Source organism: Streptomyces sp. NPDC002790 (assembly GCF_040295505.1).
Lineage (GTDB): Bacteria > Actinomycetota > Actinomycetes > Streptomycetales > Streptomycetaceae > Streptomyces.
Genome location: NZ_JBEOVM010000014.1, coordinates 43,884 through 69,139, shown reverse-complemented (window position 1 = coordinate 69,139; position 25,256 = coordinate 43,884). Strand labels below are relative to the sequence as shown.

At 69.5% G+C, this 25,256-nt stretch carries 27 protein-coding genes; 18 read left to right on the top strand and 9 right to left on the bottom strand.

The annotated features are described in order from the left end of the window. Positions 1-23: 23 nt before the first annotated feature. Positions 24-1,520 carry a type VII secretion protein EccB gene (gene eccB / locus ABT004_RS10355; RefSeq protein ID WP_351333765.1) on the bottom strand — a complete coding sequence of 499 codons (1,497 nt, stop codon included), beginning with the start codon at positions 1,518-1,520 and terminating at the stop codon, positions 24-26. A 255-nt stretch (positions 1,521-1,775) separates the two neighbouring features. On the opposite strand from eccB, the gene eccE reads away from it, so the two are divergent. The 3 genes from eccE to ABT004_RS10340 all read left to right on the top strand — a co-directional run bounded on the left by eccE (position 1,776) and on the right by ABT004_RS10340 (position 7,574). Next, positions 1,776-3,164 carry a type VII secretion protein EccE gene (gene eccE / locus ABT004_RS10350; protein WP_351333762.1) on the top strand — a complete coding sequence of 463 codons (1,389 nt, stop codon included), beginning with the start codon at positions 1,776-1,778 and terminating at the stop codon, positions 3,162-3,164. Continuing rightward, the gene (locus ABT004_RS10345; RefSeq protein WP_351333760.1) at positions 3,164-4,762 is read left to right on the top strand and encodes a hypothetical protein; all 1,599 of its coding nucleotides are present in this window, start codon (positions 3,164-3,166) and stop codon (positions 4,760-4,762) included. The genes eccE and ABT004_RS10345 overlap by 1 nt, the downstream gene beginning before the upstream one ends. Before the next feature lie 307 nt (positions 4,763-5,069). Beyond that, the gene (locus tag ABT004_RS10340; RefSeq protein ID WP_351333758.1) at positions 5,070-7,574 is read left to right on the top strand and encodes an AAA family ATPase; all 2,505 of its coding nucleotides are present in this window, start codon (positions 5,070-5,072) and stop codon (positions 7,572-7,574) included. A 102-nt stretch (positions 7,575-7,676) separates the two neighbouring features. Here ABT004_RS10340 and ABT004_RS10335 read toward each other — a convergent pair whose 3' ends face one another. Further along, entirely contained in the window at positions 7,677-8,420 is a 744-nt protein-coding gene (locus tag ABT004_RS10335) for a sporulation protein (RefSeq protein ID WP_351333756.1), read from the bottom strand. A 113-nt stretch (positions 8,421-8,533) separates the two neighbouring features. Beyond that, positions 8,534-9,274, bottom strand: a complete 741-nt coding sequence (locus ABT004_RS10330; protein WP_351333753.1) for a hypothetical protein — start codon at positions 9,272-9,274, stop codon at positions 8,534-8,536. Positions 9,275-9,463: 189 nt separating this feature from the next. Between ABT004_RS10330 and ABT004_RS10325 the strand changes: the two genes are divergently transcribed. The 4 genes from ABT004_RS10325 to ABT004_RS10310 all read left to right on the top strand — a co-directional run bounded on the left by ABT004_RS10325 (position 9,464) and on the right by ABT004_RS10310 (position 12,083). Continuing rightward, positions 9,464-9,805, top strand: coding sequence for a hypothetical protein (locus tag ABT004_RS10325; protein WP_351333751.1), 342 nt, complete (start codon positions 9,464-9,466; stop codon positions 9,803-9,805). Between the two features lie 94 nt (positions 9,806-9,899). Beyond that, on the top strand, positions 9,900-11,033 hold the full coding sequence (locus ABT004_RS10320; RefSeq protein ID WP_351333749.1) for a WXG100-like domain-containing protein: 1,134 nt from the start codon (positions 9,900-9,902) through the stop codon (positions 11,031-11,033). A gap of 55 nt (positions 11,034-11,088) precedes the next feature. Then, entirely contained in the window at positions 11,089-11,445 is a 357-nt protein-coding gene (locus ABT004_RS10315; RefSeq protein WP_351333747.1) for a hypothetical protein, read from the top strand. A gap of 263 nt (positions 11,446-11,708) precedes the next feature. Further along, on the top strand, positions 11,709-12,083 hold the full coding sequence (locus ABT004_RS10310; protein WP_351333744.1) for a hypothetical protein: 375 nt from the start codon (positions 11,709-11,711) through the stop codon (positions 12,081-12,083). A 64-nt stretch (positions 12,084-12,147) separates the two neighbouring features. Here ABT004_RS10310 and ABT004_RS10305 read toward each other — a convergent pair whose 3' ends face one another. After that, complete coding sequence (locus ABT004_RS10305; protein ID WP_351333741.1) at positions 12,148-12,525, bottom strand: hypothetical protein; 378 nt, start codon at positions 12,523-12,525, stop codon at positions 12,148-12,150. Positions 12,526-12,999: 474 nt separating this feature from the next. Between ABT004_RS10305 and ABT004_RS10300 the strand changes: the two genes are divergently transcribed. The 3 genes from ABT004_RS10300 to ABT004_RS10290 are packed head-to-tail and all read left to right on the top strand — an operon-like array spanning position 13,000 to position 14,631. Further along, positions 13,000-13,353, top strand: a complete 354-nt coding sequence (locus ABT004_RS10300) for a hypothetical protein (protein WP_351333738.1) — start codon at positions 13,000-13,002, stop codon at positions 13,351-13,353. A gap of 14 nt (positions 13,354-13,367) precedes the next feature. Continuing rightward, on the top strand, positions 13,368-14,012 hold the full coding sequence (locus tag ABT004_RS10295) for a hypothetical protein (protein WP_351333735.1): 645 nt from the start codon (positions 13,368-13,370) through the stop codon (positions 14,010-14,012). 1 nt (position 14,013) lies between these two features. Continuing rightward, complete coding sequence (locus ABT004_RS10290; protein WP_351333733.1) at positions 14,014-14,631, top strand: hypothetical protein; 618 nt, start codon at positions 14,014-14,016, stop codon at positions 14,629-14,631. A gap of 71 nt (positions 14,632-14,702) precedes the next feature. On the opposite strand, the gene ABT004_RS10285 is transcribed toward ABT004_RS10290, so the two are convergent. Then, positions 14,703-15,356: a hypothetical protein gene (locus tag ABT004_RS10285; protein WP_351333730.1), complete on the bottom strand. Its 654-nt coding sequence runs from the start codon at positions 15,354-15,356 to the stop codon at positions 14,703-14,705. Between the two features lie 289 nt (positions 15,357-15,645). Between ABT004_RS10285 and ABT004_RS10280 the strand changes: the two genes are divergently transcribed. From ABT004_RS10280 to ABT004_RS10260, 5 genes are all read left to right on the top strand, one after another. Next, the gene (locus tag ABT004_RS10280) at positions 15,646-15,999 is read left to right on the top strand and encodes a WXG100 family type VII secretion target (RefSeq protein WP_351333728.1); all 354 of its coding nucleotides are present in this window, start codon (positions 15,646-15,648) and stop codon (positions 15,997-15,999) included. Between the two features lie 128 nt (positions 16,000-16,127). Next, positions 16,128-17,309 (top strand): WXG100-like domain-containing protein, encoded by a 1,182-nt coding sequence (locus tag ABT004_RS10275; protein ID WP_351333726.1) that lies wholly within the window; start codon positions 16,128-16,130, stop codon positions 17,307-17,309. A gap of 393 nt (positions 17,310-17,702) precedes the next feature. After that, entirely contained in the window at positions 17,703-18,029 is a 327-nt protein-coding gene (locus ABT004_RS10270) for a WXG100 family type VII secretion target (RefSeq protein WP_351333724.1), read from the top strand. A 107-nt stretch (positions 18,030-18,136) separates the two neighbouring features. Further along, entirely contained in the window at positions 18,137-18,427 is a 291-nt protein-coding gene (locus tag ABT004_RS10265) for a WXG100 family type VII secretion target (RefSeq protein WP_351333721.1), read from the top strand. Positions 18,428-18,565: 138 nt separating this feature from the next. Further along, complete coding sequence (locus ABT004_RS10260) at positions 18,566-19,186, top strand: hypothetical protein (protein WP_351333719.1); 621 nt, start codon at positions 18,566-18,568, stop codon at positions 19,184-19,186. Positions 19,187-19,321: 135 nt separating this feature from the next. Here the strand turns inward: ABT004_RS10260 and ABT004_RS10255 are convergent, their stop codons facing one another. From ABT004_RS10255 to ABT004_RS10240, 4 genes are all read right to left on the bottom strand, one after another. After that, a complete protein-coding gene (locus tag ABT004_RS10255) occupies positions 19,322-20,725 on the bottom strand; it encodes a hypothetical protein (protein ID WP_351333716.1) in 1,404 nt (467 codons plus the stop codon). Then, positions 20,722-21,798: a WXG100 family type VII secretion target gene (locus tag ABT004_RS10250; RefSeq protein WP_351333713.1), complete on the bottom strand. Its 1,077-nt coding sequence runs from the start codon at positions 21,796-21,798 to the stop codon at positions 20,722-20,724. The genes ABT004_RS10255 and ABT004_RS10250 overlap by 4 nt, the downstream gene beginning before the upstream one ends. Next, positions 21,795-22,118 carry a hypothetical protein gene (locus ABT004_RS10245; RefSeq protein WP_351333711.1) on the bottom strand — a complete coding sequence of 108 codons (324 nt, stop codon included), beginning with the start codon at positions 22,116-22,118 and terminating at the stop codon, positions 21,795-21,797. The genes ABT004_RS10250 and ABT004_RS10245 overlap by 4 nt, the downstream gene beginning before the upstream one ends. 371 nt (positions 22,119-22,489) lie before the next feature. Then, positions 22,490-22,846 (bottom strand): hypothetical protein, encoded by a 357-nt coding sequence (locus tag ABT004_RS10240; RefSeq protein WP_351333708.1) that lies wholly within the window; start codon positions 22,844-22,846, stop codon positions 22,490-22,492. A gap of 351 nt (positions 22,847-23,197) precedes the next feature. Here ABT004_RS10240 and ABT004_RS10235 point away from each other — a divergent pair, with 351 nt between their 5' ends. Genes ABT004_RS10235 through ABT004_RS10225 form a run of 3 tightly spaced genes read left to right on the top strand, consistent with a single transcriptional unit; the run spans position 23,198 to position 25,139 of the window. Continuing rightward, on the top strand, positions 23,198-23,539 hold the full coding sequence (locus ABT004_RS10235) for a type VII secretion target (RefSeq protein ID WP_351333705.1): 342 nt from the start codon (positions 23,198-23,200) through the stop codon (positions 23,537-23,539). Positions 23,540-23,541: 2 nt separating this feature from the next. Further along, on the top strand, positions 23,542-24,792 hold the full coding sequence (locus ABT004_RS10230) for an amidase domain-containing protein (protein WP_351333702.1): 1,251 nt from the start codon (positions 23,542-23,544) through the stop codon (positions 24,790-24,792). 5 nt (positions 24,793-24,797) lie between these two features. Beyond that, the gene (locus ABT004_RS10225; protein ID WP_351333700.1) at positions 24,798-25,139 is read left to right on the top strand and encodes a hypothetical protein; all 342 of its coding nucleotides are present in this window, start codon (positions 24,798-24,800) and stop codon (positions 25,137-25,139) included. Positions 25,140-25,256 lie beyond the last annotated feature (117 nt).

Below are 25,256 nucleotides of genomic sequence, written 5' to 3'. Positions count from 1 at the left end.
GATTCGGCGTCAGGAGTTCCGCGTCAGGAGTTCTGCGTCTGCTTGGCGGCATTGGTCGTCAGGTCGGGGCCGGACGGCAGGAGCTTGGACCACTGGGTGGGGACCGACACCTTGGGCGTCTTCTCGTAGCCGAGGCGGATCTTCGCCTGGCTGACCTCCTGCTTCTCGGAGCCCGAAGTGTCCTTGCCCGAGTCGTTGTTGACAGGGAGGTAGTAGCGCAGGCCCGTGTCGGTGGCCAGGTAGTTGAAGCCGCTGGACGACTTGCCCTCCTGCTCCTGGTAGAGCAGGCCGCTGCCCGGACTGACGTACGAGGACGCGCTCGACGCGATCGAGCCGATGGGCAGGGACGAGCCTGCCCAGGTGGTCAGGTCGGTCGACTTGCCGCCGTGGTAGACGGAGCAGGAGGTGTCCTTCGACCCGCCGTTGGCGAGGGAGACGGCCTGGGTGGGCCAGGTGTCACCACCCGTCAGGCTTCCCTGGCCCAGGGTCAGTTCGCCCTGCGTGATCGTGGCGATCCGAGCGTTGCCGCCGAGCGTTTCCCTGAGCAGAGCCGTCTGGAAGTCGGTGATGGAGATGACCCGGTTCTGCTCGACCAGGTAGTGCTGGCCGCCGTTGGTCTGCAGGAGTGTGCCTGTGGTGCGGTACTTGGACGGTACGCCGCTCGCGCTGGAGGGGCCGCCGGCGCCCGGCACGGACGGCACCGAGATCGGCTCCGGGCTCTGGGTGAGCGTGCCGAGCCAGTCGTCCGTGACGGTGCGCGGCTGGGCGTGATCGCCGAAGAGCGTGCGGACGAGCTGGTCGAGGCTGAGGGCGGAGCTCCCCGCGAGCTTGTACGCGACACCCTTGCTGCTCACCAGATACGGCGTGCCGCTCTTGTCCTGAACGTACAGGGCCTGGTCGCCCGCCAGCTTGCCCGAGGACTTCGCCGTGACCTTCTGCGCGTCCTTCTTGTCGAGCACGAAGACGGTCTGCTGCACCGACGTCGCATCCGTGCCGCCGCTCGCCTGCTGGCAGAGCGCCCACACCTTGGCCGCTCCCGCGTCCTTGTCGCTCGGCATTCGGTCGGGGGCGTACGGAATTCCGACCATCGAACCCTGGGCGATATCCGATTCGTCGAGGAACTTTTCCTTGACGGTCTTCACGGAACCGTCACCGCTGTTTTTCGGGTCCAACAGAAGTTTCGCCGATGCGAGGTTGAGCACCGGGTGCAGGACGGGGACGTCCTTGCCGCTCTTGTCCTTGTCGCCCGACTTGAGCACCACGTACCGCGTCGCCGACGGATCCGTGACGATGATCCCCGCCTCGGGGGTGTCCCAGCCCTTCGGGGCAACCGGGCTCATCATTCCGCACGCCCCGAAGCCCGCCAGGACCACCACCGCCATGGCGATGCTGGGCACCACACGCTTGAGCGGCCTCGGTGCGCTGTCGACCGAGCCATTGGGGAGCGGCTTGAGAAAAGCGGCAACGGTCCGCTTGCGTGCGAAATTGTAGGCATTCAGTTCGTCGCGGCGTGATGCCATCGTTACGTATTCTCCCCGTTCTCGCTGGACCGTGCTGGACTATTGCTGGGTCCACTTCCCGACCACCCCCGGCGCGTGCGCCGCACGGGCCTCTACTATGCCGTGTGGTGATCGGGCCGTAGCGTACGGGTACGGTTTTTCCACGCGCCAGCCGACGTTGGGTCCCGATGGCCCCGGGCGGTCCGATTCCGACCGATTCAACCCAGCCGGCCATCACGATTCAGTACAGCAGCGAGCGAAGGAGCGGGGCGGGGGATGTCCAGCGCCAGCAGGACCCGACAGCGTGGCAATCAGGGGCGACCAGCCCCGAACGGGCGCCGCGGAGGGGGCCGTTCCGGCGGCCGCCCCACCGGCGGGCAGGGCGGACGAGGTGGGCGTACCGGGCAGGTCGCCCCGCCGCCCGTACAGCAGCAGGCCGCGGGACCGGCCAGGCCGAAGCTGCCTCGCAAGATCGGCAGCTTCGGGCCGATCAGCACGCACCACTTGATCATCATCGAGATCGCGCTGGCGCTCGTCGTCGCGGCCGCCGCGATCAAGGCGGTGCTCATGCTGCCCGCCGCCATCATCGGCGGACTGCTCGTCTTCCTCCAGCTCGGCCGGCGCCGCCGCCACCCGCTTCCCGAGTGGATGGCGATCGGCCGCGCCCTCAAGCGCCGCCGCCGCGCCTTCAGCGGGCCGCCGCCCGCCGACATCGACAGCGGCTTCGCGCCGCTCCTCGAGGCGGACCCGAGCCTGCGCACGTTCGAGTACGAGGCCCGGGACCGGCGGCTCGTCGGCTTCGTCGGCGATGGCTCGTTCCTGACGGCACTCGTTCAGGTGGACTCCGCGCCCGGCCCGCTGCGCCCGCAGGGTGACGCGCGACCGCTGCCCGTCGAGCTGCTCGCCGACGCCCTGGACGTCGAGGACATCCACCTCGAATCGGTGCAGTTGGTGCAGTACACCCAGCCCGCGCCCGCCCCGCACCTGCCGCCGCAGGCCCTCGCCGCGCAGGCGTACGCCGCGCTCCAGGCGCAGGCCGGAACGCCCGCGGTGCGGATGACATGGGTCGCGCTCAAGCTCGACCCCGAGCTGTGCCCGGAGGCCGTGGAGGCGCGCGGCGGCGACCTGCGCGGCGCCCAGCGTGCCCTGCTGCGCGCCGCCGACCAGCTGATCAGCCGCCTCAACGGGCGGGGCTTCGTCGCCGAGGTCCTCGACGAGAACGCCGTCCTCTCCGCGCTCTCCGTCGCGACCTGCGTCAACCCGCGTGCCAACCTCAACGCCCAGTCGCAGCAAGGCCGTTCGGGTCCGCGTACCGAGGAGAGCGTGCGCGCCTGGCGGTGCGACGACCGCTGGCACGCCTCGTACTGGATCGGTACGTGGCCGCAGCTCGGCCGCGGTGGCACGCCGCTCGGCGCGCTCGCGTCCGGCCTGTCCACGACCCGTACGCTCGCGACGACGTTCAGCATCGCCCTCGCACGCGCGGGCCGCGAGGACGTCGCGGTGAGCGGGCACGTGCGCCTCTCGGCGCGCAGCGAGAACGAACTCGGTCAGGCAAAGCGCGAACTCGAGCGCGCCGCCTCCGGCCTCAAGGCCGGCCTCGTCCGTCTCGACCGGGAACAGCTGCCCGGCCTCCTCGCCACCCTTCCCCTCGGAGGCACGCGCTGATGAGTACCCCCGGCAACCAGGACCCCCGCGAGCAGATGACGCCCGAACAGCACGCCGAGCAGGAGCGCCGCGCCGCGGAGGCGGCGGAGCGACGCAGGCAGTGGGAGGCGCAGCAGGCCGCCGCCCAGCAGCAGCCGGCGCCGGAGGCGGGTGGCTACGGCTACCCGCAACAACAGCAGCAGTTGACGCCCGAACAGCACGCCGAGCAGCAACGGGCCGCGGAGGCGGCGGAGCGGCGCAGGCAGTGGGAGGCGCAGCAGGCCGCCGCCCAGCAGCAGCCGGCGCCGGAGGCGGGTGGCTACGGCTACCCGCAGCAGCAGCCGACGCCCGAAGCGGGTGGCTACGGCTACCCGCAGCAGCAGCCGACGCCCGAAGCGGGTGGCTACGGCTACCCGCAGCAGCAGCCGACGCCCGAGGCAGGCGGCTACGGGTATCCGCAGCAGCAACAGCAACACCCGACCCCGGACCAGAGCGGCTACGGCTACCCGCAACAGCAACAGCAGCAGCAGGCCGCCGCCCAGCAGCAGGCCACGGCGTCCCAACACGCCGAAGAGCAGCGGCAGTTGCGCGCCCGCTACCAGGAGGAGCAGCGCCGCGCCGAGGAGGCCGAGGCGCGCCGCCGCGAGTGGGAGGACCAGCAGCGGCAGCAGCAGATGGCGCAGCAGCGGGCGGCCCAGCAGCAGGCGGTCGCCCAGCCGCAGTACGCGCAGCCGCAGGACCCGTCCCAGGGTGTCGTCGGCGGCATCGCCCAGGTGCCGCAGCAGGCGGCCCCCGTGGCCACCGGCACCACCATGACGTACGCGCCCGCGCCGGAGGTCGGCTCCGGCCGGCCCACGCACCGGGCCCTCCCCGACGACCCGGCGAACGAGGACGACTTCGCGGAGTTCGAGGAGGATTTCACCAGCCCCGGCTACGGGCTTCGCGGCCCGCGCCGCCGTCGGCACGTCATGTCGAAGAAGTCGCTCGGCTCGCTCGGCGTGAGCGTCGGAGACGACGGTGTCGTCATCGGCGTCGACCCGCAGGGCAGCCCCGCCGTCCTCGACATGCTGCGGCCCAAGCCGCGCGAGATCCTCGTCGTCGGCTCGATGTGGACCGCGCAGATCATCGCGCTGCGCACCGCGGCCATCGGCGCCCGGATCGCCGTCGAGTCCGTGCGGCCCGCCGCGTGGGCGCCGATGGCGCAGGCCGCGGGCGGCGGACTGCAGTGCGTCTCCGTGTACGAGCCGCGCCAGATGGCCGCGCAGGGCGCGTCGGTGGCGAGCCCGGTCCTCGTCGTACGGGACCTGGGCGCGCAGCCCGGACGCTCCCAGATCGCGCCGACGCCCTGGCAGTCGACGCTCACCGTCGTGCCGTTCCTCGGCCCGCGCGCGCCGCGGCTGCTCGCCCGCGCCGACGTCATCGGACTGCAGAACCTCTCCCCGCAGGAGGCCGAGGTCATCGGCCGGGTGCTGCGCCTTCCCGAGCAGCTCACCCAGACGCTGCCGACGCTCAGCGACGCGACGATGCTGTGGATCGCGGGCGACAAGCGCCAGTTCGTGATGGTGCAGCCGACGGAACCGGAGACCGGGCTGCTCGGCGGCCCGCGCCGGATGGACTGACGCGCGGCGGCCTGTCCGCCTGTCGGCCCGCCGGGTGGATCGACACCCGGCGGGTTCCGGCGTGCGGCGGGTGGTCCCGAAGAGGCGTGGGGTGGCCCCGTGGAGAGCGGGTACGTGACGTGTACCGACGGGTACGTGACACGTACCGCCTTTACGGGGGCCGCCCCGAACCGTTTACGCTGTCCGGACGAACGGCTGAGACGCAAGTGACGCGGGGCCGCCGCGACGGTCGGGGGCGACGACGAGCGACCCACCAGGTCCCGCCGGATCCGGTCGTTCAGGTGCACAGCAGAGACCAGGAGGCACAGTGACCAGTGACCGGGACCAGCGGAACCCGGAACCCGGCGACGGTTCGATCGAGACGGAGCTGACGGGAGAGTTCCGGCTCGATTTCGACGCGCCGTCCTGGTACGCGCAGCCAAGCGAATCGAGTACTACGCCGCCGTCCGGCACGCCTGCGACCCCCTCGTCCGACACGGCAGGGGGGAGCGCGACTCCGCCGCCGCCCGCGCCGGTTCCCTCGTCCGAGGGGTCCGCGCCGCCGCCGGCCGCGCCCGGGTTCCCGACGTTCGGGGGTACGAGTACGGGCGCGGGGGAGGCGGCACCGGCCGCTCCCGCCGCGCCGCCGGCTGCTCCTCCTGCCGCCCCGCCCGCTGCCGCCGCCGATCCCGCCGCGTCGAGCCGCCGCTCCGGGGCCGTCGATCCCACGGGTGGCCTGTGGGGGGACGACGACGATGACGATGACGACGACGCCGCTGACGGAGCGGAATCCGGGACGGCGGCGGCCGAGGCCACGACGTCCGGGGACGCTCCCGATGTGAACCAGGCGGCTGCCGCGGCCGGTTCGGCCGCGGCTGGTGCCGCTCCGGCGGCGCCGCAGCCGCCCGCCGCTGGTTACGGCTACCCGCCGCAGCAGCAGCAGCCCGCTCCCGGTCAGCCGGCCCCGGCCGCCGGTGGGTACGGCTACCCGCAGCCCGCGCCGCAGCAGCAGCCGGCTCCCGGCCAGCCCGCCCCGCAGCCGCCCGCCCCCGGTTACGGCTACCCGCAGCCCCCGGCTCCGGGTTACGGCTACCCGCCGCAGCAGCAGCCGGGCCAGCCGCAGCCTCCGGCGCAACCCCAGCCCCAGCCGCAGCCTCCGGCGCAACCCCAGCCCCAGGCGCAGCCCGCTCCCGGTCAGCCGGGTCAGCCGATGCCGCCGCAGCAGCCGGGCCCGTACGGCCAGCCCGCTCCTCAACAGCCGGGCCCCTACGGCCAGCCCGCCGCCCCGCAGCAGCCGGGTCCCTACGGGCAGCCTGCGCCGCAGCAGCCGGCTCCCGGCCAGCCCGCCCCGCAGCCGCCCGCCCCCGGTTACGGCTACCCGCAGCCCCCGGCCCCCGGTTACGGCTACCCGCCGCAGCAGCCGGGCCAGCCGCAGCCGCAGCCCGCCCCCGGTCAGGAGCCGGGCCAGGCGGCACCGCCCGCACCGCAGACCCCGTACGGCCAGCCGCCTCAGCAGGGTCAACCGGCTCCGGGGCAACCGGCTCCCGGTCAGCAGCCGCCCCCAGGTCAGCAGGCCGCTCCCGGGGCCCCCGCCCCGAACGCGTACCCGCAGCCGGCCGTCGACCCGCGCGCGGGCTGGGACCCGGGCGCCGGCCAGCAGCGTTCGGCGCCGGGTGCGCCCCTCGGCTACAACGCGCAGGTCGAGCTCAGCTCGGACCGCCTCCTGCGCAACCAGCCGAAGCGCAAGAACAACAACAAGGGCCCCAGCAAGTTCAAGCTGGGCGCCAAGGCGGCGGAGGCCGAGCGGCAGCGCAAGCTCCAGATGATGCGCACGCCGGTCATGTCCTGCTACCGGATCGCCGTGATCAGCCTCAAGGGCGGCGTCGGCAAGACGACCACGACGATGTCGATCGGCGCGACCCTCGCCTCGGAACGCCAGGACAAGATCCTGGCGATCGACGCCAACCCGGACGCCGGCACGCTCGGCCGCCGCGTGCGCCGTGAGACCGGCGCGACCATCCGCGACCTGGTGCAGAACATCCCGCACCTGCACTCGTACATGGACATCCGCCGGTTCACCTCGCAGGCCCCCTCCGGCCTGGAGATCATCGCCAACGACGTGGACCCGGCCGTCTCGACGTCCTTCAACGACGCCGACTACCGTTCCGCGCTCGACGTCCTCGGCAAGCAGTACCCGATCATCCTCACCGACTCGGGTACCGGTCTCCTCTACTCGGCGATGCGCGGAGTCCTGGACCTGGCCGACCAGTTGGTCATCATCTCGACGCCGTCGGTGGACGGCGCGAGCAGCGCCAGCACCACCCTCGACTGGCTGTCGGCGCACGGCTACGCGGACCTCGTCCAGCGTTCCCTCACGGTCATCTCCGGTGTCCGCGAGACCGGCAAGATGATCAAGGTGGACGACATCGTCAGCCACTTCGAGACGCGCTGCCGCGGCGTGGTCGTCGTCCCGTTCGACGAGCACCTGGCGGCGGGCGCCGAGGTCGACCTCGACATGATGCGTCCGAAGACGCGTGAGGCGTACTTCGAGATCGCGTCGCTGATCGCCGAGGACTTCGCGCAGCGCGCCGAGGCCCAGATGCAGGCGGGCGGCATGTACGGCGGCCAGCAGCCGGGCATGCCCCCGGCCGGCTTCCCGCCGCAGCAGCAGGGTTACGGGCAGCAGCCGCCGGGCCAGCAGGGCTACGGCTACCCGCAGCAACAGCAACAGCAACAGCAGCCGCCCCAGGCGCCGCAGCAACAGCAGCCGCCGCAGCAGCCGGGTGGCGGCGGCCTGCCGTCCGGTTGGACGCAGCAGCAGCCGCCGCAGTAGGCGAGTACGAGCAACTCATACGAGGGAGGGGGCCACGTCCGATACGGACGCGGCCCCCTCCCTCGTATGAGTGCGTATGAGTGCTCGTACTCGGATGACGCGTTATCGCTGGAAGGTCGCCCGCAGATGCTGGTCGAGCCAGGCCGTCCACGCGGGCAGGTCGATGTTGCTGTACGAGAAGGGGTACGGCCCGTGCGGGCCGGTGATCAGGTCGAGCGAGTCGTGGCGCGCCACGAACACCGTCTCCAACTGCCCGCCCGGACGCCGGTAGTCCGACGGGAACCACATCTCGATCTCCTGCCAGTAATCGGTCTGCGAGTTCCGGCCGCCGCTCGGGGTCCCCTTCTTCACCTCCGCCTCGTCGAAGCGGAAACCGAGGTTGGCGTACGCCTGTAGCAGCGCGTCCTGCGCCGGCAGTGCGTGCACCTGGATCTCGTCGAAGTCACCGCGGTCCACGGCATTGTCGACGGTCAACTCCGTACGCACCGCGACCCGCGCCCCCTTGAGCGGCCGCCCGCCGAGTACGTGCGTCAACGGGGTCTCCCACGGCACCTCGAACGAGACCTGCCCGTCCTTCGTCTCCCCGGCCTTGAGCTCGAACTTCTCACCGAGCACCAGCGACCTGACGACACCCGGGTTGCTCCACAGGACCTCGGTCTCCTCCCGGTCCTCGAACCGGGTGACGATCTCGATCCGGACCCGCTCCACCTCGATGTCCACGGACCCGCCCTGCAGCCGCACATTGCAGTGCAGTTGATCCCCCGGCCGTACGGCGCTCGCACTGAGCGTGGTCTCGACCTCGGGCGCACCGACACCGAGCGAACTGAGGAACTTCCGAAAAGCCATGAATACCCACTCCCCGGGCCACCGGATCCCTCGCCTGGGCCTTCCAGGTGCCCGCCCCGGGCCCGCCGGGGCACCCTAACGTGAGGGAGAGCGTCAGAACTGGATCAGAAGCCTCAGAAGAACAGGCTCGCGAAGCCGCCGAACATGAGCAGTACGCGAAAGACGACGGCGAGCACGAGACCGATGCCGCCGATCACCCACAGCCAGGACTCCGTGGTGGACAGCCACTTGGGCAGAGTGGCGGTGCCCTCGGAGTACGAGGGGCCGATGCCCTTCTTCGGGAAGTGCCCGGCGGCGATGCACGTGAAGCTGTAGCCGAGGAAGATCAAGGCGAGGAAGCCGAGGCAGAGGCAGTTCGCGACGGACAGCCAACTCGTGACGTACAGGCTGCCGTCCGACGATTGGTTGACCGGGACCTCGTAGCCCTTTTTGTATCCCTGGTCGTAGTTCTGCTCCCGGATCTTGTCGATGGCCTCGCCGTCACCGCTTCCCGAGTCTCCATCCAGCACGAGCCGCGCCGACCTGTCCACGACGTCACCGTCCGAGGAGCGGAACGTCCCGGTGCAGCTGAGCTCCGTGACCCGGTGGCTCGGACGGCTGCTGTGCGAGCGCGTTGAGCCGCCCGAGCCGTACGTCGTGTCGCATTGGCTGAGCGACAGGTCGCCGCGTGTGCCGACGACGCCGGTCGACATCGCGGCAGTGGAGAAGCCGTACCACACGACAGCGAGTGCGGCGATCAACAGCGCGACACCGAACCACCGCCCGATCGGTGAAGGAGGAACAGGGGTGGCCTTGCCTGCTTCGGTCGCAGGATCGGAGGGCGAGGGAGGGGAGGGGAAGGCAGCGGAAGTCATGTGGAAAGTCCTGTTGGGCCCTGGGCGGTGGGTAAGGGAGGTTTCGCACCGTAGCGGGCTCCCGTGGAGGCAGTACGGCAGGTACGTGAAGAGAGGGTGCATTGTGCGCTCTTGTGAATTCGGTCGACTACAGTACGACACCGGCTCAGTGGAGCCGGGACTGGTATGTGATCGGCAGGGGGAAGGCTCATGGCGGGCGGCAGTGGATTCGATATCGATCCGGATGTCCTGAAGTCGATGGGGCAAGAATTCGCGCGGCTCGCTGAGGCGTTCGGTTCGGCGGCGAAGAAGTCGGGCGACGCGATCGAGGACCACGAAGAGGGCTTCGGCGATGACGATGCAGGGATCGCCACTGCGATCCTCGACTTCTACAAGCCGATCAGCGCGGGTATCCGCGACTCTTTGGAGCACCTCACGGAGGGCCTGAAGGGCGTCGGGGAGAAGCTCGATTCCATGGCCGAGCAGTACGACACGACGGAGCAGGACCACTTCCGGACGCTGATGCAGGCGTCTCAGAACCGCGGGTCCTAGTCGCTGACGGCACCCGCGATGGAAGGTCGAGTGCACACCTGCACGCCTTCGTAGATGTACCGCTGTCGTTGATGTACTGCTGAGGAGCAAGCACGTGGCTTTGGACGAGATCACCGTACTGCCGCCTGAACTGGACTTCGTCCTGGACCTTCTCGGGTTCGACTGGCCGAACCTGAACGAGATCAAGATGGTCGAGGCAGCCAACGAGTGGCTCCAGCTCGGACAGGCCGCGGCCGACGCGCAGTCGCAGGGCGGCATGGCCGCTCGGCCGGCCGAGAATTTCTCGGGTGAAGCAGTCGAGGGGTTTTCCGAGGAGTGGGGAAAGTTCGCCAACGCTGCGCTCGGGGTCGGTTACCTCGATGTGATCAGTGTGTCCTCGGGGGCGCTCGCCGGGGCGCTCACCGCATGTGCGGCCATCGTGGCCGAGATGAAGATCGCCATCATCGTCCAACTCATCGATCTGGCCATCGAGTTCGCCGTCGCGCAGGCGGCCGCGATCGAGACCCTCGGGGCTTCCGAGGCGGCGTTCGCGGCCCGGGTCGTCATGATCAGGCAGCTCGTGGCGCGCCTGCTCAAGGAGGCGGCGCAGAAGGTCTGGCAGGCGATCCAGGACGCCCTCAAGGAGCGGGTCGTCAAGGAGGCGAAGACCATCCTTGAGGACCTGGCCAAGGACACCCTGAAGTCCGTCGCCTCGGAGGCGGCGACGCAGAGCATCAAGGTGGGGTTCGGTGCGCAGGGCAGCCTGGCGGAGTCTGCTCTGGGATTCGGTGCCTCGGTCGTCAATCCGGCCATGGGCAAGGTGGCCGGCGAGGTCGAGGTGAACGACGAGGGCACCGGTTACGACTTCGAGGCCAAGGCCGGCGGAAAGGTCGTCCAAGGCTTGGCGGCCGCGGATTCAGGCGACCCGGGCGGGTTGCGGACTGCCGTGCAGGGGGCGGGCGAGCTCTTCAACAACGGTACGGAGAAGCCGTCGGCGTCGTCAGGGACGTCCGGGGGTACCGGAGATTCCACGCCCAGCACGGACCAGGGCGGTGGCGGCACTTCCGAGAACGGCTCGTCGGGCGGCAGCGGTGGTTCGGAGCCGACGGGCTCGTCCGGTAACGGCGGCTCGGGTGAGTCCCCTTCCGCAGAGTCGGGCGGAGCCGCTGGAGACACCGGCTCCTCGGAAGGCGGTGGCGCCTCCGGTGGCTCGCAGGCCGATGCGGACGTGCGCGCCGCGTTCGGCTGACCGCTCACACCTGTTCGCCCGCCCGTCACCGTTCCAGCCGAAGGAGACCCATCCCATGACCGCTGACAAGCGCAATGGTTACGACGCCCTCGGTGAGCGCGAGTACCCCATCGAGGACAAGAACCTCACCGAAGAGCAGAACGAGCACCTGACGGCGTCCCTGCGCAAGGTCCGCGACATGAAGGGCGCTCCGCCCGCGTTGCAGGATCTCGCGCGTCAACTCCTCGGTGGACGTATGGAGTTGACGGACGTACTGGACTCGCAGTCCGGTCACCGTGCCCTGGGTGAGGGGCTGTCCGGCATGCGGGAGCAGTGGCGGAACATGTCGCCGCAGGAGCGGCAGAAGGTCCGGGAGTACGACCCGGACGAGGATCCGAAGAACGCTCCCGGGCGCGACGGCAGGGTCCGCTAGTGTCCATGGCCACCAACAGCGAGGCATGGCAGCGCCATCGGACCCGTCGCTCGTTCGTGTACCGCGGCGCGGTACGGGCTGGATCATCGGCGCCGTGCTCGTCGTGTTCGCCATCAAGATCCTGATCTCCGCGGGCGGTTGGGTCGGCCGGCACGTCACTCCCCAGGACGGCGCCGGCACGCCCGGACTGTTCGGGTTCGCCGCGTGTGCGCCCGCCGGGGACGACTACCGGCGCGTTCCGAGAGGACGCCGGGGACCATCGGATGTTCGACGACGCCCTCTTCGTGGCGCCCACCGAGCAGTTCAAGGGCGGCCTCGCGGCCGTGTACCGGGCGCCGGACGGCGGCTACTCGTACGACAACCCGGGCGAGGTCACCACGGGGATGCTCGATGGGGCATCGATGGCGTTCGGTGCTGCCGCATTGATGGTCGGCGTAGGCACCTTCTTCCTGGCGACCGGATACACGCCGCGCCCGCCGCGGATGTCCGGCAGCTGGTCCCGGTGGGGTCGCGTCTCCTTCGGGGAGGCGTGGCAGATCGTGCGCTCCCGAGCCCTGATCCTGTGGTCGATCGTCGGCTTCTGCGTCCTGGGTCTTGTGCTGCTGGTGACGGGACCGCTGCTGACGTTCCTGGCGTAACGCACGCCCGGCAACGCCGTGGGCCCCGAGTCGTACTCGACTCGGGGCCCACGTGCGTGACCGGTCAGATGAAGATCTTCGTCAGGATGATGCCGACGACCGCCATGGAGGCGACCGTGATCACGGTGCCGCGCGTCCCCGGGCCGATGCTCTGACTCCAGGCGACCTTGAGTGGGACGCTCCCGCCGCCGCCTCGCGGCCAGTCCGCCCGGAGGCAGAAGATCCCGGCCGCGAGGAAGAAGAGGCTGAACAGCACGGCGAGCGCGGACCGCTCCGTCTTCCCCGGATTCGACGTATTGAACTCGCCGAGGAAGTTTCCGATCACCGAGTCGGGGTTCAGGCGGGCGGTGTGCAGCTCAGTGCCCTTACCTCCGGAGTCCATCAGCCGTCGGATGTAGTCGTCGCCGTCCGGGACCGGGGCGTCCCCGGGAAGCAGTGTCATACGGACGGATGCGGCGGCCGCGCCGCCCCCGTCGGGACGGAACGCGCCTTTGCACGTCACCTGCGGATCGTGCGAGGAGCCGTTTCTGTGGGAGCCCCCGGGAGCCCTGCCGAAGGACTCTTTGCACGAAATCGCCTTGAAAGTCCCGCTAGTTCCGATATTTCCGCTGGAGTAGACGGCCTGGAGCGAGAACCAGGCCGCCATCACCACGAAGATCGCAATGAACATGAATCCGAGAACGCCGCGATCCCGCAAGCGGGTCCTCGGCTGCGCCTGCACAGGCTGACTCACGCGACTACCGACCTTCGGTGGGGGTGTGGGGTGGGGGTGGGGTCGCGGGCTCCGGCGGCCCGGTCCGTTAGGGTACGGGACGCGATGCGACCCGCCTGAGCCCGCGCCCGAGCCGGGCACCGGACGGCGGCGGTGAAGGCGCTTCGCCACGTACACAGACACACAGCTAGGGGGCACCACACCATGAGTAGTGGTGGCAATGGATTCGGTCCGCAGGGTGAGCGCGAGTACCCGATCGAGGACAAGAACCTCACCGAGGATCAGAACGAGCACCTGACGGCGTCGCTGCGCAAGGTCCGCGACATGAAGGGCGCTCCGCCCGCGTTGCAGGATCTCGCGCGTCAACTCCTCGGTGGACGTATGGAGTTGAAGGACGTACTGGACTCGCCGTCGGGTCATCGCGCCCTGGGTGAGGGGCTGTCCGGCATGCGGGAGCAGTGGCGGAACATGTCGCCGCAAGAGCGGCAGAAGGTCCGGGAGTACGACCCGGACGAGGACCCGAAGAACGCCCCGCCGCGTGACAACAGGATTCGTTGAGGACGGGCGCTGACGTGACATCTACGGGGGCCGCCGACCAGTACGTGGAGCGGCGCAATTACATTTTCAGGCGCATGTTCGGCTGGCTGGCAGGGCTCGCCATCGTGGTCATCGGCGGCGCGACGGCCTGGGCGGGCGTCGGGTACCTCGACGGGCACGTGACGGTCTCGGCGCGGCCGGGATCCGTGGTGGTCCAGTCGTGCGAGCCCGCGGGCGCGGCGTACACCTGCACCGGCACCTTCGAGGACGACGAGACCGGCGAGAAGACCCAGGGCGCCGACGTGCGGTGGGACCACGACGCCGTCCCGAACGCCGCACTCCCCGCGTTCAAGACGGACGACGGCTACACGGCCACGGTCGACGGCGAACTCACCACGGCCAAGCTGTCCAGGGCGCTCTTCTGGCTCGGCCTCACGGACCTGCTGTGGCTCGTCGGCGCCTTCTTCCTGCTGACCGGCTACCAGCCGCGACCGCCCCTCCACTACGGCCCGTTCATCGGTGTCTGGCGTGAACGTGAACGCCGCTTCGGCCGGGTCACCCTGGAGGAGGCGTGGCGGGTCGTGCGACATGAGCGCGGTCCGGCGCTGCCGATCCTCGTGGTGGTTGCGGTGCTGTGCCCGGTGCTGTTCGTCGGGAGCTGGCTGGCGGGGGGTGCGTGACATGGTCATCGGGCAGGAGGAGCGGCAGACCGGCAGTGTCTATGTCCTACAGCACCTGGGCGGTTGGCTGTTCGGAACGTTCGTCGTCCTGTTGGGCCTCTTCTTCGGGCTGGCCGGGGCCGGTGCCCTCAATGGGCATGCGACCGTCACGGCGCACCCCGGCACGTTCCGCATCGAGTCGTGCGCCTTCGCCGGTGACCACCACGAGTGCGAGGGAACGTTCGAGGACGACGTCAACGGGCAGACGGTGACCGGGGTCTCGGCCGAGATGCTCTGGCACGGCGACCCGGGCGAGGTGGCCGCTTTCAAGGTCCCGGACGGGTACTCCGACTACGCGGGCGACGAGCTGATCCCGAGCGAACTCTCCCGCGCCCTCTTCTTGATGGGGGCCGGGGCGTTCACGGTGGCCGTTGGTCTGTTCTGTGTCCTCACCGGCTACTCGCCGCGGCCCAGCTCTACGAATCGACGTCCGGTCCCGTCGTACGGCCGCATCAGTATTGGCCAGGCGTGGCGAGGTATCGGGAGCTGGGGCCCCGTGCGTCCGACCCTCTGCGGCCTGGCCGGTCTGGGCGTGCTCATCGCGGCCGGAGGCGCGGTCGTGTCGCTGGTCTATAGCTGACGACAACGCTGGTCTGTCGCTGACGACAACAGGGACAGCTGTAACGACCGCCACCACCACTGCAACGACCCCTACAGCGCCAGCCCCAGCAGCAACGACACCACCACGCCCAGCGCCCCGAACGCGGCCAGGCCGAAGATGATCGGTCGCGTCGCCCCGCCCGCCGTGGAGCGCCACGCGGTGCCGTACGAAACCCTGCTGCGCGTACCGGTGTAGCCGGTCACCGTCATGAAGGCGCCCAGGGCGGTGCCGATCAGCATCCCGAAGGCGAAGGCGCACATCAGCCCGGCGTTCCAGGCGTTGGCCTCGACGTACGAGAACTGGCGGCTCTCCAGCGTCGACGCGGAGTCCGTCTGCGTCACCGAGATCTTCGATCCCGCGGAGTGCGAGGACGACGGTTCGAGGTAGGCGTTGGGGTCGTCGCCCTTGCCGCCGTCCGCGGTGAACGTCCCGTGGCACTCCACCTCTTCGCGGGTGCGGTGCTTGCCGTGCGAGCGGTAGCTGACGGTGTGCGCCGAGCACTGGGAGACCGTGAACTCGCCGTGTGTCCCGCGCAGCCCGGCGGCGTACGTCGCCTGCCAGCCGAGGATGCCGCCGCCGATGAGCGTGACGAGCATGACTCCGACGCCGATCAGGCGCGCCATGAAGGGGACCTGGTGCTTCGGGGGCGGGTAGCCACCGGGCGCCGGGTGAGGTGGCGGCTGCTGTTGCTGGTAGTGGGACATCTTTCGGGTGATTCCCCCTGTGCCGAAGGGATCGCGGTAGGGCTCTCCCCGCGCCTACGGATGCGGTTGTGGACAGTCGCGGAACGCTACCGCAGGTACATGGCAATCGTGCGCGGAGCCGGTGAAGACCGGCGCTTTGAGGCGAGTCCTGTGCGTCGGGATCACTAAGGTCGTGTTGTCGGACTTCTACGTCCGTGGGCTCGGGCCGATGCGCGCCTCAACTACGCGCCACCCAGCCCTACTTGCATGACGGGCATGCACACGCACATGCACATTCACGGGGGAGCACATGGCAGGTTTCGGCTCAGGCGGCTTTGACGTGGACCCGGCGGTGCTCAAGGAACAGGGCGCCTCCTTCGGCGAGTTGGGCAAGTCCTTCATGGCCGCCACGAAGGAGCTGAAGTCCGCCCTCGGAAGCGCCGAGAGCGACTGGGGCGCGGACATCATCGGGACCTTCAACGACATCTACGAGCCGGTGCGCGAAGGCATGTCGACGTCGATGGAGCACCTCGCCGACGAGCTCGACAAGATCGGCGGCAACTTGAAGGTCATGGGCACTCAGTACGAGGTGACCGAGGGCGACCAGGCCCAGATCATGATCGGGCAGCAGTCGAGCCGCCCGGGCCTTGGCATGCAGTTCTGACCGCTGAGCACACTCACGCGCCGCACGCACACACGCACGCATGCGCACACGTACGTACGTGTGCGCCGCACCCACGAGCCACCAACACACGCACCACCATCACACGCACCACGGGGGAGTGACACGGCATGGCATTGACCCTGCCCGACGAGGTCGCATGGGTCCTCGACCTGCTCGGCTACAGCTGGCCCGACGCCGACGAGGACAAGATCCACGAAGCGGCCGAGGCCTGGCGACAGTTCGCCACAGCGGTCCGGGACACCCAGAGCGACGGCACCACGGCCGCGAGCACCGTCCTCGGCGCCAACTCCGGTGACGCGGCCGCGGGTTTCGAGGAGGCGTGGAAGAAGTTCTCGAGCGGAGGGGGCGGTTACCTCGAGGACGCCGCGACGGCCGCCGAGATCCTCGCCTTCGCGCTCGACGCGGTCGCCGTCATCGTTCTCGCCAGCAAGATCGCGGTCATCGTGCAGCTCATCGCGCTGGCCTTCGAGATCGCGGCGGCGCAGGCCGCGGCACCGGTGACGTTCGGTCTGTCGGAGGTCGGCGCGGCGGGGGCGACCCAGGCGACCCGGCTCTTCGTGCGCCGCATCCTCGATGAGCTGAAGCAGAAGCTCATCCAGGAGGTTACTCAGGCCGTCGAGCAGCAGGCGGTGCAGTCGGTCAAGGAGATCGTCCTCGACGTGGTGAAGGAAGCGGCCGTCGAGGCGGGCAAGGCGGCCGGGCAGAACCTCCTCCAGCAGGGCGTGCAGAACCACTTCGGCGCGCAGGACGGCATGAAGTGGGGTGAGGCGGCCGTGGTCGGCGCGGGCACGTTCGCGTCGGAGACCGTCAACGGGGCCGCGGGTGCCATCGACGATGCCACGGGGCGGATGGGCCCGGCGGGCAAGCTCGTGGGCGGAGCCGCGAGCGAGGGGCTCGGCGCGGTCGGTGAGGGCATCGGTGAGGGTGTGCACGCGACGGGCGAGGGCGTGGGTCAGGGGGCCGGGGCCGCGGCCCAGAGCATCGTGGACAGCACCGCGGAGAGCCTGCCGGGTGCGGGCGACGCCGCTACGGAGGCGTTGGACCCGAGTTCAATGATCCCGTCGCCGGGCGAGAGCGCACAGGGTGCGGTGGACGGCGCGGTCGAGGGCGCGACCGGGGCGCTCGGCGACGCGGCTCAGAGCGGGGTCGGACGCCTCAGAGGGGACCAGCCGGCGGCGGAGGAACCGGGCGCCGGGTCGAGTACTGGGCCGAGCAATGAGGAGAGCGGTGGATCCGGCCGGCCCGGACAACACTCGGAAGACGCTCGCGCCAGATCCGTCTTCGGCTGACGCAACGCTGTCGCTCACGTCACCGACGTAACTGGCTTCGCTCGCGTCACCGACGTAACTGGCTTCGCTCGCGTCACCGACGTAACTGGCTTCGCTCGCGTCACCGACGCAACCGACTCCGCTCACGTCACCGACACACTCGATGTAACTGACGAAACCGATGTAACGGACGTATGGGACCTGTGTGCACACCGTGGCCCCATGTCGGCCCGTGACATTGTGTGGATCCTGTCACGGCACGGCCGGTCACCTGGGAACCGCCTTGGGTGACCGTGTCAGTTGTGGCTAAAGTACAGTCGCGGCACTGTCGATAAGTGCCACCCGCACCCCAGTCCCCTCCGGGGGCCGAGCGGCGCGGGGACCGATGTCGAATTCTCATGGGGGCTAGTGGCCATGGCCGGTCAATTTAATGTGACGCACGAGGAGATGGTCGCGTTCAGCGGCCGTATCTCCCAGGTGAACGAGTCCATCCAGGGTGAGATCCAGCGACTGCAGACGGTGGTCGACTCGATCACGTCCGGCTGGAAGGGCCAGGCGGCCACTGCGTACAACAACCTGCAGAGCCAGGTGAACGAGGACGCCACCGCCCTCAACCGCGTGCTCAATGAGATCAAGGAAGCGATCGACTCGACGGCCTCGAACTACCAGACGTCCGAGGACGAGCAGGCCGCTTCGATCTCGCACGTCTCGTCGGGCGCCGAGGCCTCTCCCTTCGGATGAGCCTCCCCGGCCGCTGATCCCGCGCCGCCGCAGGCGGGCAGTGGGCAGCGCGCCACCGTCGTAATCCTTCACCACCCTTCCGTCCAACATCCCCCGGGGGAGACATCATGTCCGGTCAGGTTCTGGTCAATTTCCAGACCATTTCCCAGGCGTCGCAGGACGTCAAGTCCACGGCCAGCAACGTCCGCCAGCAGCTCGACGACCTCGAGGCCGGCGTCAAGCGCATCGCTTCGAGCTGGGAAGGTGCGGCCCAGGAGGGCTACCAGGCCAAGCAGCAGGAGTGGGACAAGCGCGCCGCGTCCCTGCACCAGACGCTCGAGTCGATCGCCCGCGCGCTCGACACGGCCGCCCAGAACTACCAGGCGACCGAGAGCCGGAACACCAGCGTCTGGTCGTAACGCGTCGTCGCGCGCGTACTGAGTGACGCGCGCGCAGCGATACGTGACCGGGGGCGGCGGATGCGAAAGCATCTGCCGCCCCCGGTGGCATGTCCGGAGCCACGTTCGGGGTCGTGAAAAGTACGGGGGACGCACTCGATGAATCCGGAGTACCGCAGCCAGGTCGAGCCGCACCTGCATCCCGGGGAGAAGCTGATCGCGGCCTGCGAGTGCGGATTGGCGCCGGGGACGCCGGACCGGCCGCTGTGGCTGCGGCATCCACCGTCGCAGCAGTCCGACCTGGAGCGTCGGATCAAGTCCCGCCTTCCCGGGCCGGTGCGGAACTTCCTGCGGCCGAGCGAGCCGAAGCCCATGGGGCGCGTGGAGAACGCACTGGAGTCGGCCGAGCAGGCGATCGACAACAGCCTGATGCGAGCTGCCCACGGCAAGGCCCTGCACGGCGGCTGGGACGGCCAGGCCGGGCAATTCCTGGTGACGCATTACAGCGCCGCATACCTTCCCGCCGTGGTGCTCATGCTCGCCGTGACCGACCGCCGGGTCCTGGCACTCGCCGACCGCTCGAAACTGTGGCAGCTCAAGCGGGTGTACGAGCCCCAATGGGAGGCGCATCGAGCGTCTGTCACCGAAATCCGCGCGAACCCCAAGGGCCTCCTCCAACGGAGCCGCTTCGAACTCGCCTTCGCCGACGGTTCGTGGATCGCGCTGACCGCGTCCGTGTCCACGCATGCGGGACGCTTCGCCGACCGGGTTGGCTCATGAGGTAGGGCGGTCGCCCCGGCCCACAGTCGACTGCCGCACACCTCTCCGGAAGATCGCCGAGGCCGTCCGCGCACCTACTCTGGTGCGCGGACGGTACTGGGCACAGCACGTCGTGCGCGTTCGATTCGAGCCGGGTCAGGTCTCCACAGCGACCCCGGGAGCGCTCTCCACCGACTCCTTGGCCAGCAGCTGGCCGAGAAGCGGCGCGAGTACCACCACGAGGGCCGTCCAGACCCGCCAACCACCGTTCACCGGCACGAGCAACGCCCCCGCCGCGGCGGCCGCGACCAGCAGACCGACCACGAGGCCCAGCGGCACCGTGCGCGGCCAGAAGCCGCCGAGTTCGAGGAGCTTGCTACGGCGACCGGCGTCGACGGAGACCGGACCGCGCGGCCCGGCGGCGATGTGGGCCGCGACCGTGCGGGGGACGCGCCCTGGCAGCTGCCAGCCGTCGTCGGCGACGAAGTCCGCGGTGACCTTGGCCTTGTCGCCGCCCTGCGGGTTCCACAGGAGCCGGCCCTCGGTGCCGGTGAGTACGGGAGCCGCCGCCCGCAGCTTCGCCGAGATCGCCAACGGGACGTCCTCGCCCGCATCGGTCCGCAACGTCAGGCACGCGTAACGACTGCCGCTCTTCCCGCGGTTGGTCGGAGTGCCGATGCCACCGCCGGTCTCCTCCACGTGCTCCGCCTGCCCCGTGACGACCGCCCGCAGCGCGACCCAGTCGCCGCCCACGCGATGCTCACGACGAGGACGCGCCGCGACACCCGTCCCCACGGCCAGCGCCAGGACGACCGCGATCGCCCACCCGACCGCGACGAATGGAATGCTGCGGGAGGACAGGGCATGCCCGGTGAGCTGTCCCTCGACGGCGTCGACCGAGGTGTCGCCGACCGCGCCGAGGTCCGGCTGCTCCGGCGCGTAGGCGACCTCGTAGGTTTCACCCACCCCTCGTACGCCCTTGCCGTTGTACGCGCGGAATGTCGCGGGCGTGGTCCGATCACCTTCCGCCGACGGCAGGTTGACGGTGTAGTCGGCCATGGTCGAACTCCGCGAACTGCTCCCCGCGGAATCGACGGCCGCGACCGAGACGATCGGCAACTCCTCGATCACGTAGTCGGCGTCCGCGATGGCCGCAGCCGCCCCGGAACGTTCGGGCTGAGCGAAACCGAGACACGCGGCGAGCACCGCCGTGGTCACCACGGCGACCGCGACCGCAGCGACCCGGATCCAGACCCAACGCGCCCCGTGAAGCGTCGCCGGTACCGACTGCACGCCCAACTGGCCTGCGCCCGGCCCCCGTACGGACGCCACCGCCAAGCCGTACGCCTCCGTACGCGACACCCGCCCACCGGATCGCCCCTGCCCCGCGACCGCCACCACACATCCCACGAGGACGGCGAGCCCCACCCACGTGAGCGAGGTCCTGACGGGCCCCGCTCCCAGAAACAGCCAGCTGCCCGTGATGACGACGAGAGAGACGACCCCACAAAGAGAAACCCACCGCCCGAGCCGAACAGCCCCGGTACTCATCGGGCTCATCCGAATGCTCCGAACTTTTCAGTGTCAGGCTTTTCCTTCACGCTGTTGGCGCCTTTCTCGTTTCCCTTCGCAGCATCTTCCTGCGCATCCTTGACGTCGTTACCGGCTTCTCCGGTTCCCAGGCCCACGGCACCATTGATGCCAACATCGATGCCGAGCTCACGCGTTCCGTTGAGGCCTCCCGGAACGTTGACCGCATGATGGGTGGCTGCACCTCCCGCAGCGCCGCCGAGACCGCCGGCGACCGCGCCGATGGTGATCTGGGTGGCGTCGTTGTCGTCACCTTTGATCGCGTTGTTGGTCAGGTCGCCCACAACACTCGCCCCGGCTCCACCGAGGCCGCCAGACACGGTGCTCTCGATGATCCCGCCGCCCAGGCGCCCACCGATAGCAGCTCCTGCCCCGGCGCCGCCCAGCGCACCGTATCCGGCGTTGATGGCGTTGTCCCGCCACTCGGGCCCCTTGCCACTGGCGATGCTGGTCCCCACGCCGGAGGCGAACCCGCCGGTGTACTGCGTGCCCATCTCTACCAGGAACCTCTGCCACTTTCCTGCGCGGGCGAAGGTCTGCACCGCACGGAATGCTCTGGCCACCTTGCTCAGGACGGCGCCGAGACGTGTGGCTGCTCGGGCGGCCTGGGCAGCGAGCCTGGCCGCGTTGGCAGCGCCGGCAGCCGCGCCGAATCCCAGAGTCACGAAGGACAGTGCGACACCCGCGGCAACCGAGACACCGATCTCCAAGTAGATCTGGTGGATCTCGTCATTGATCTCTTCGATCGAATCCGCTGCCTCGTCCAAGCCCTTGGCCGCCTCTGCGAAGACCGGAAGGGTTTCGTCGACGGCCTTCGCCAGCTCGCTCCAGTGCGCCTTGAAGGCGTCGGCCGAATCTCCTCGCCAATGATCGCCAAGAGTGTTCTCCACCTGCTTGTCGAGTTCGGAGAACATGCTCTCGAGGTGCTTGTTCATGGATCGCCAGCCGCGAGCAGCGTCCCGCAAGACGTCGGGGCGGCCACCGGGATTGACGATCTCAATGCCCGCTTCGTAAACTTTTTCGGCGACGCTCTCGTCGCTCATTGGCCGTTCCCCTTGAACAGGCCGGCCATTGCGTCGTCCGCGGAATCCGTGTTGTTCGCGTTGTCCCGCATGCCTGCACCGATGTCGTCCAAATGGCGTCGGAGATTTCCAAGCGACTTCACCATGTGCTCGGCCAACTCGATATATGCAGAGGTCACTTCTTCGGACTCTGTGAGGACGCCGAATCCGTCGTGAATCTGTTCGCTCCCAGTCTTGGAGCTGAACTCCTTCACGTAGCTCTCAAGGTCGTACGCGTATGCCTCGAAACTCTTTCCGAGCTTCTTGAGCTCCGACTCGTCGATGTACATGGCGTCGGCCACGCTTCCAACTCCCCCCCCCGTGAGGTCACTTTGCCGTCCCATTAACCTTAATGGCTCGGTCCTGACGCACGAAGGGCGGCCCTGGCTGGTGCTCGACAGGCGGCAACGCTGCTGGGCTTCGGCCTGCGGTGCTGTGCTCTCGAAGGCCTCAAATGGATCCGTACCCGAACGGGTGGACTCTCTTCGTTCGTGAGCGGTGATCGCGCCTCTTGTGCGGAGGTAACCAGCGTTGGGTGGCTTGTCCGGTTTACGGTCGGAGCCGTGGAGGTGGTGTATCCCGGTGCTAATTCAAAGTTTGGGTGAAATGGTTGAGGACTTATCGGTAATGGCGGTTTGGTGGCCAAGGGGTGGTTGCCCCGTCCCTCACTCCCTCACCCGAACATCGGCCCATCCCCCAACGTCGCAACCCCCGCCCCCACACAAATCGCCCCGACCGCCCACCGCGTCCGCCCGAAGCGCGCGAGCAGCACTCCGCACCCGCTCACCACACCACCCGCGAGATAGAGCACCGTCCACACCCCCACCTCGCTGCCCTGGCCGAGGCGGACGCCCGTGAGGGCGATGGCGACGAGGGCGACCAGCGCGGAGATCCCGGCGGAGACCCGGCGCGCCTGCCGGGCCGCGCGTCGGCGGTCCGCCACGATCCGCTGCCGCCCCTGACCCTGGAACCGTGCCTTCAGCGTCCTGGGCGCCTTCAGCTGTTCGTCGGATTCCGAGCCGTAAGTCATGTCCCGGAGCCTAGACGTCACCGATCTCGCGGGCGGTGGACGCGACAGGTTCCCTACACTCCCCGCCCATGTCGACACCTCACGGCCACGCCCCTGCCCCCACCGCCACCGTCATACGTACTGGTCAGCGCAGTGCGACGAAGGCTCTGCCGCTCTGCCGCTCTGCCGCTCTGCACCGTGCTGACGTCGGTGGGGCTGCTCGTGGGGCGCTCGCACTGTTCGGCGGGGTGCCGGTCACCGTAGGCCTCGGTGCGGACGGCCCCCGCCCGGAGGGCCGTACGATGATCGCCGGATTCGAACCGGCCGACGACCGGCGACAGCGGTTCACAACGGGGGAGTTGTCCAACGTCCATGGCAGACACGGCCCACATCGACATCAACGCCGACCGCGTACGCGCCACGGCCCACGACACTGAGTCCCTGGCCCGCCAGACGGCCAAGCGCCTCAGCCACGCACTCGACACCAGCGACGAAGTGCCCGCCACCCACCACGGCCACGGCTGGCAGAGCCCCGCCGAGCTCAGGGCCTGCGCGCACAAGTGGGAGGAACACATGGTGTCCCTCGCCAAGCGGATGGGCGAGCTGAGCGCGAAGTTGCGTGATTCCGCGGACAGTTACGACCGCGCGGACGCCGAGGCCGAGTCCCGCCTGTGCGCCGGCCTGACCGACCTCTCCGCCCCGGGGAGGTCCTGACCATGGTCGCGTACGAGGGTGTGGCGGGCGCCCACCCGAAGACCTGGGCGACGGCCGCCGGCGAGTGGCACGCGCTGGCCAAGCACGCCCTGGGCGCGGCGAAGGACCTGCGCGAGTACGGCGCCAAGCCGCTCGCCGACAACTGGACGGACGAGGTCGGCGCCACGGCGGCCGCCGAGTTCGAGAAGCTCGCGAACCAGCTCGAGTCGGCGTACGACATCCTGCTCGCGGTCAACATGGTCGCCGACGGCATGACGACCACCATCGAGACCGCGCAGAGCACCCTGCACGCCGCGCTGGACCTCGCCGCGCGCCACGGCCTGGAGATCTCCGCCGACGGAACGATCACCGACCCCGGCGCGGAATCCGAGCAGCCGGAACAGCACCGGGCCGAGGTCCAGGACCTCATCAACCAAGCCGTCGAACAGGCCACCACCGCCGACGAGTTGGCGGCGAAGGAGTTCGCCAGGCTCGCCGCCCAGACCGGCGTCACCGACCCGGACAAGGCCCTCGGCGACCTCCAGGAACACGCCTCCCACGTCCAGATGAAGATGCTCGCCGCGGACATTCCGGTCGGCGCGGACAAGGCGACGGCCCGCCGCTGGTGGCACGGCCTCACGCCCGAACAGCGCAAGGACATGATGCTGGCCCAGCCGGTCGCCCTCGCGCACCTGGACGGCCTCCCCGCCGCCGTACAACATCAACTGCGCGGCACCGACGGCAAGTTCGACCGCGTGAAGATGGTCGAGTACGCCGTCGCCAACTGGAACAAGGCCGACCCCACCGACTTCGGCAACAACTGCGCCAACTTCGTCTCCAACGCCCTGGCGCACGCCGGGATGAAGGAGAAGACCAGCTTCTGGGGCCCTGCGGACGACGACACTTGGATGGCCGGCCCCCGTACCGGAGTCGACGCGATCGACAAGCGTGTCTCCTACTCCGACACCTGGGCCGCGGCCGAGAACCAGCAGAACTTCATGCTGAAGCACGGCGGTTCGGAGATCCCGCAGGCGGAGGCGAAGCCGGGCGACATCATTTACTACGAACAGGCCGGCACGGCCGACACCGCGGACAAGGGCAACACCCACCACGCGGCGATCGTCACCGCGGTGATGCCGGACGGCGAGATCAAGTACACGCAGCACAACAACGAGTACCAGAACGTCAGCCTCGAAGGCCGCCTCCCCTCGACGGAGAAGAACCAGGGCGACCAGAACCTGCGCATCGTCCGGCCGTCCCCGGACTGGTACTGACGCGTGTGCCGACGCCGATGCCGACGCCGCCGACCTACGCTCGGCGCCTTCCTCTGGCCCTGGCCCTGCTCGTACCGCTCCTGGCCGTGGCCTCGGCGGCCCTCCTGGTGGCCCACTTCTCCTTCGAGGGCGACACCTTCCAGCACTGCCGCTACTTGGGCCCGTTCACGCGTTTGTACGTCACGGCGTGGGCCGCTCCGTTGTGCGGATTGGCGGCGTTGGCACTCCTGTTGGCGCTACGCCGCGGGGCGCGGGGGCGAGGCGGATCGCCGGGGCCGGGACGGGTGGCCACGGCGGCGACGTGCCTCGTCCCTGTCCTCCTGCTGGCCCAACTCACGGCCCTTTAGTGGGTGTACGCGCCGGACACGGCGGGAGGGCAGGACTGTTCGGGTCTCATGGTGACCCGCGTCCTGCGTTGACACGCCCTCAGGTGATGAGGAAGCCCCGCCTCCGGGCAACTATCC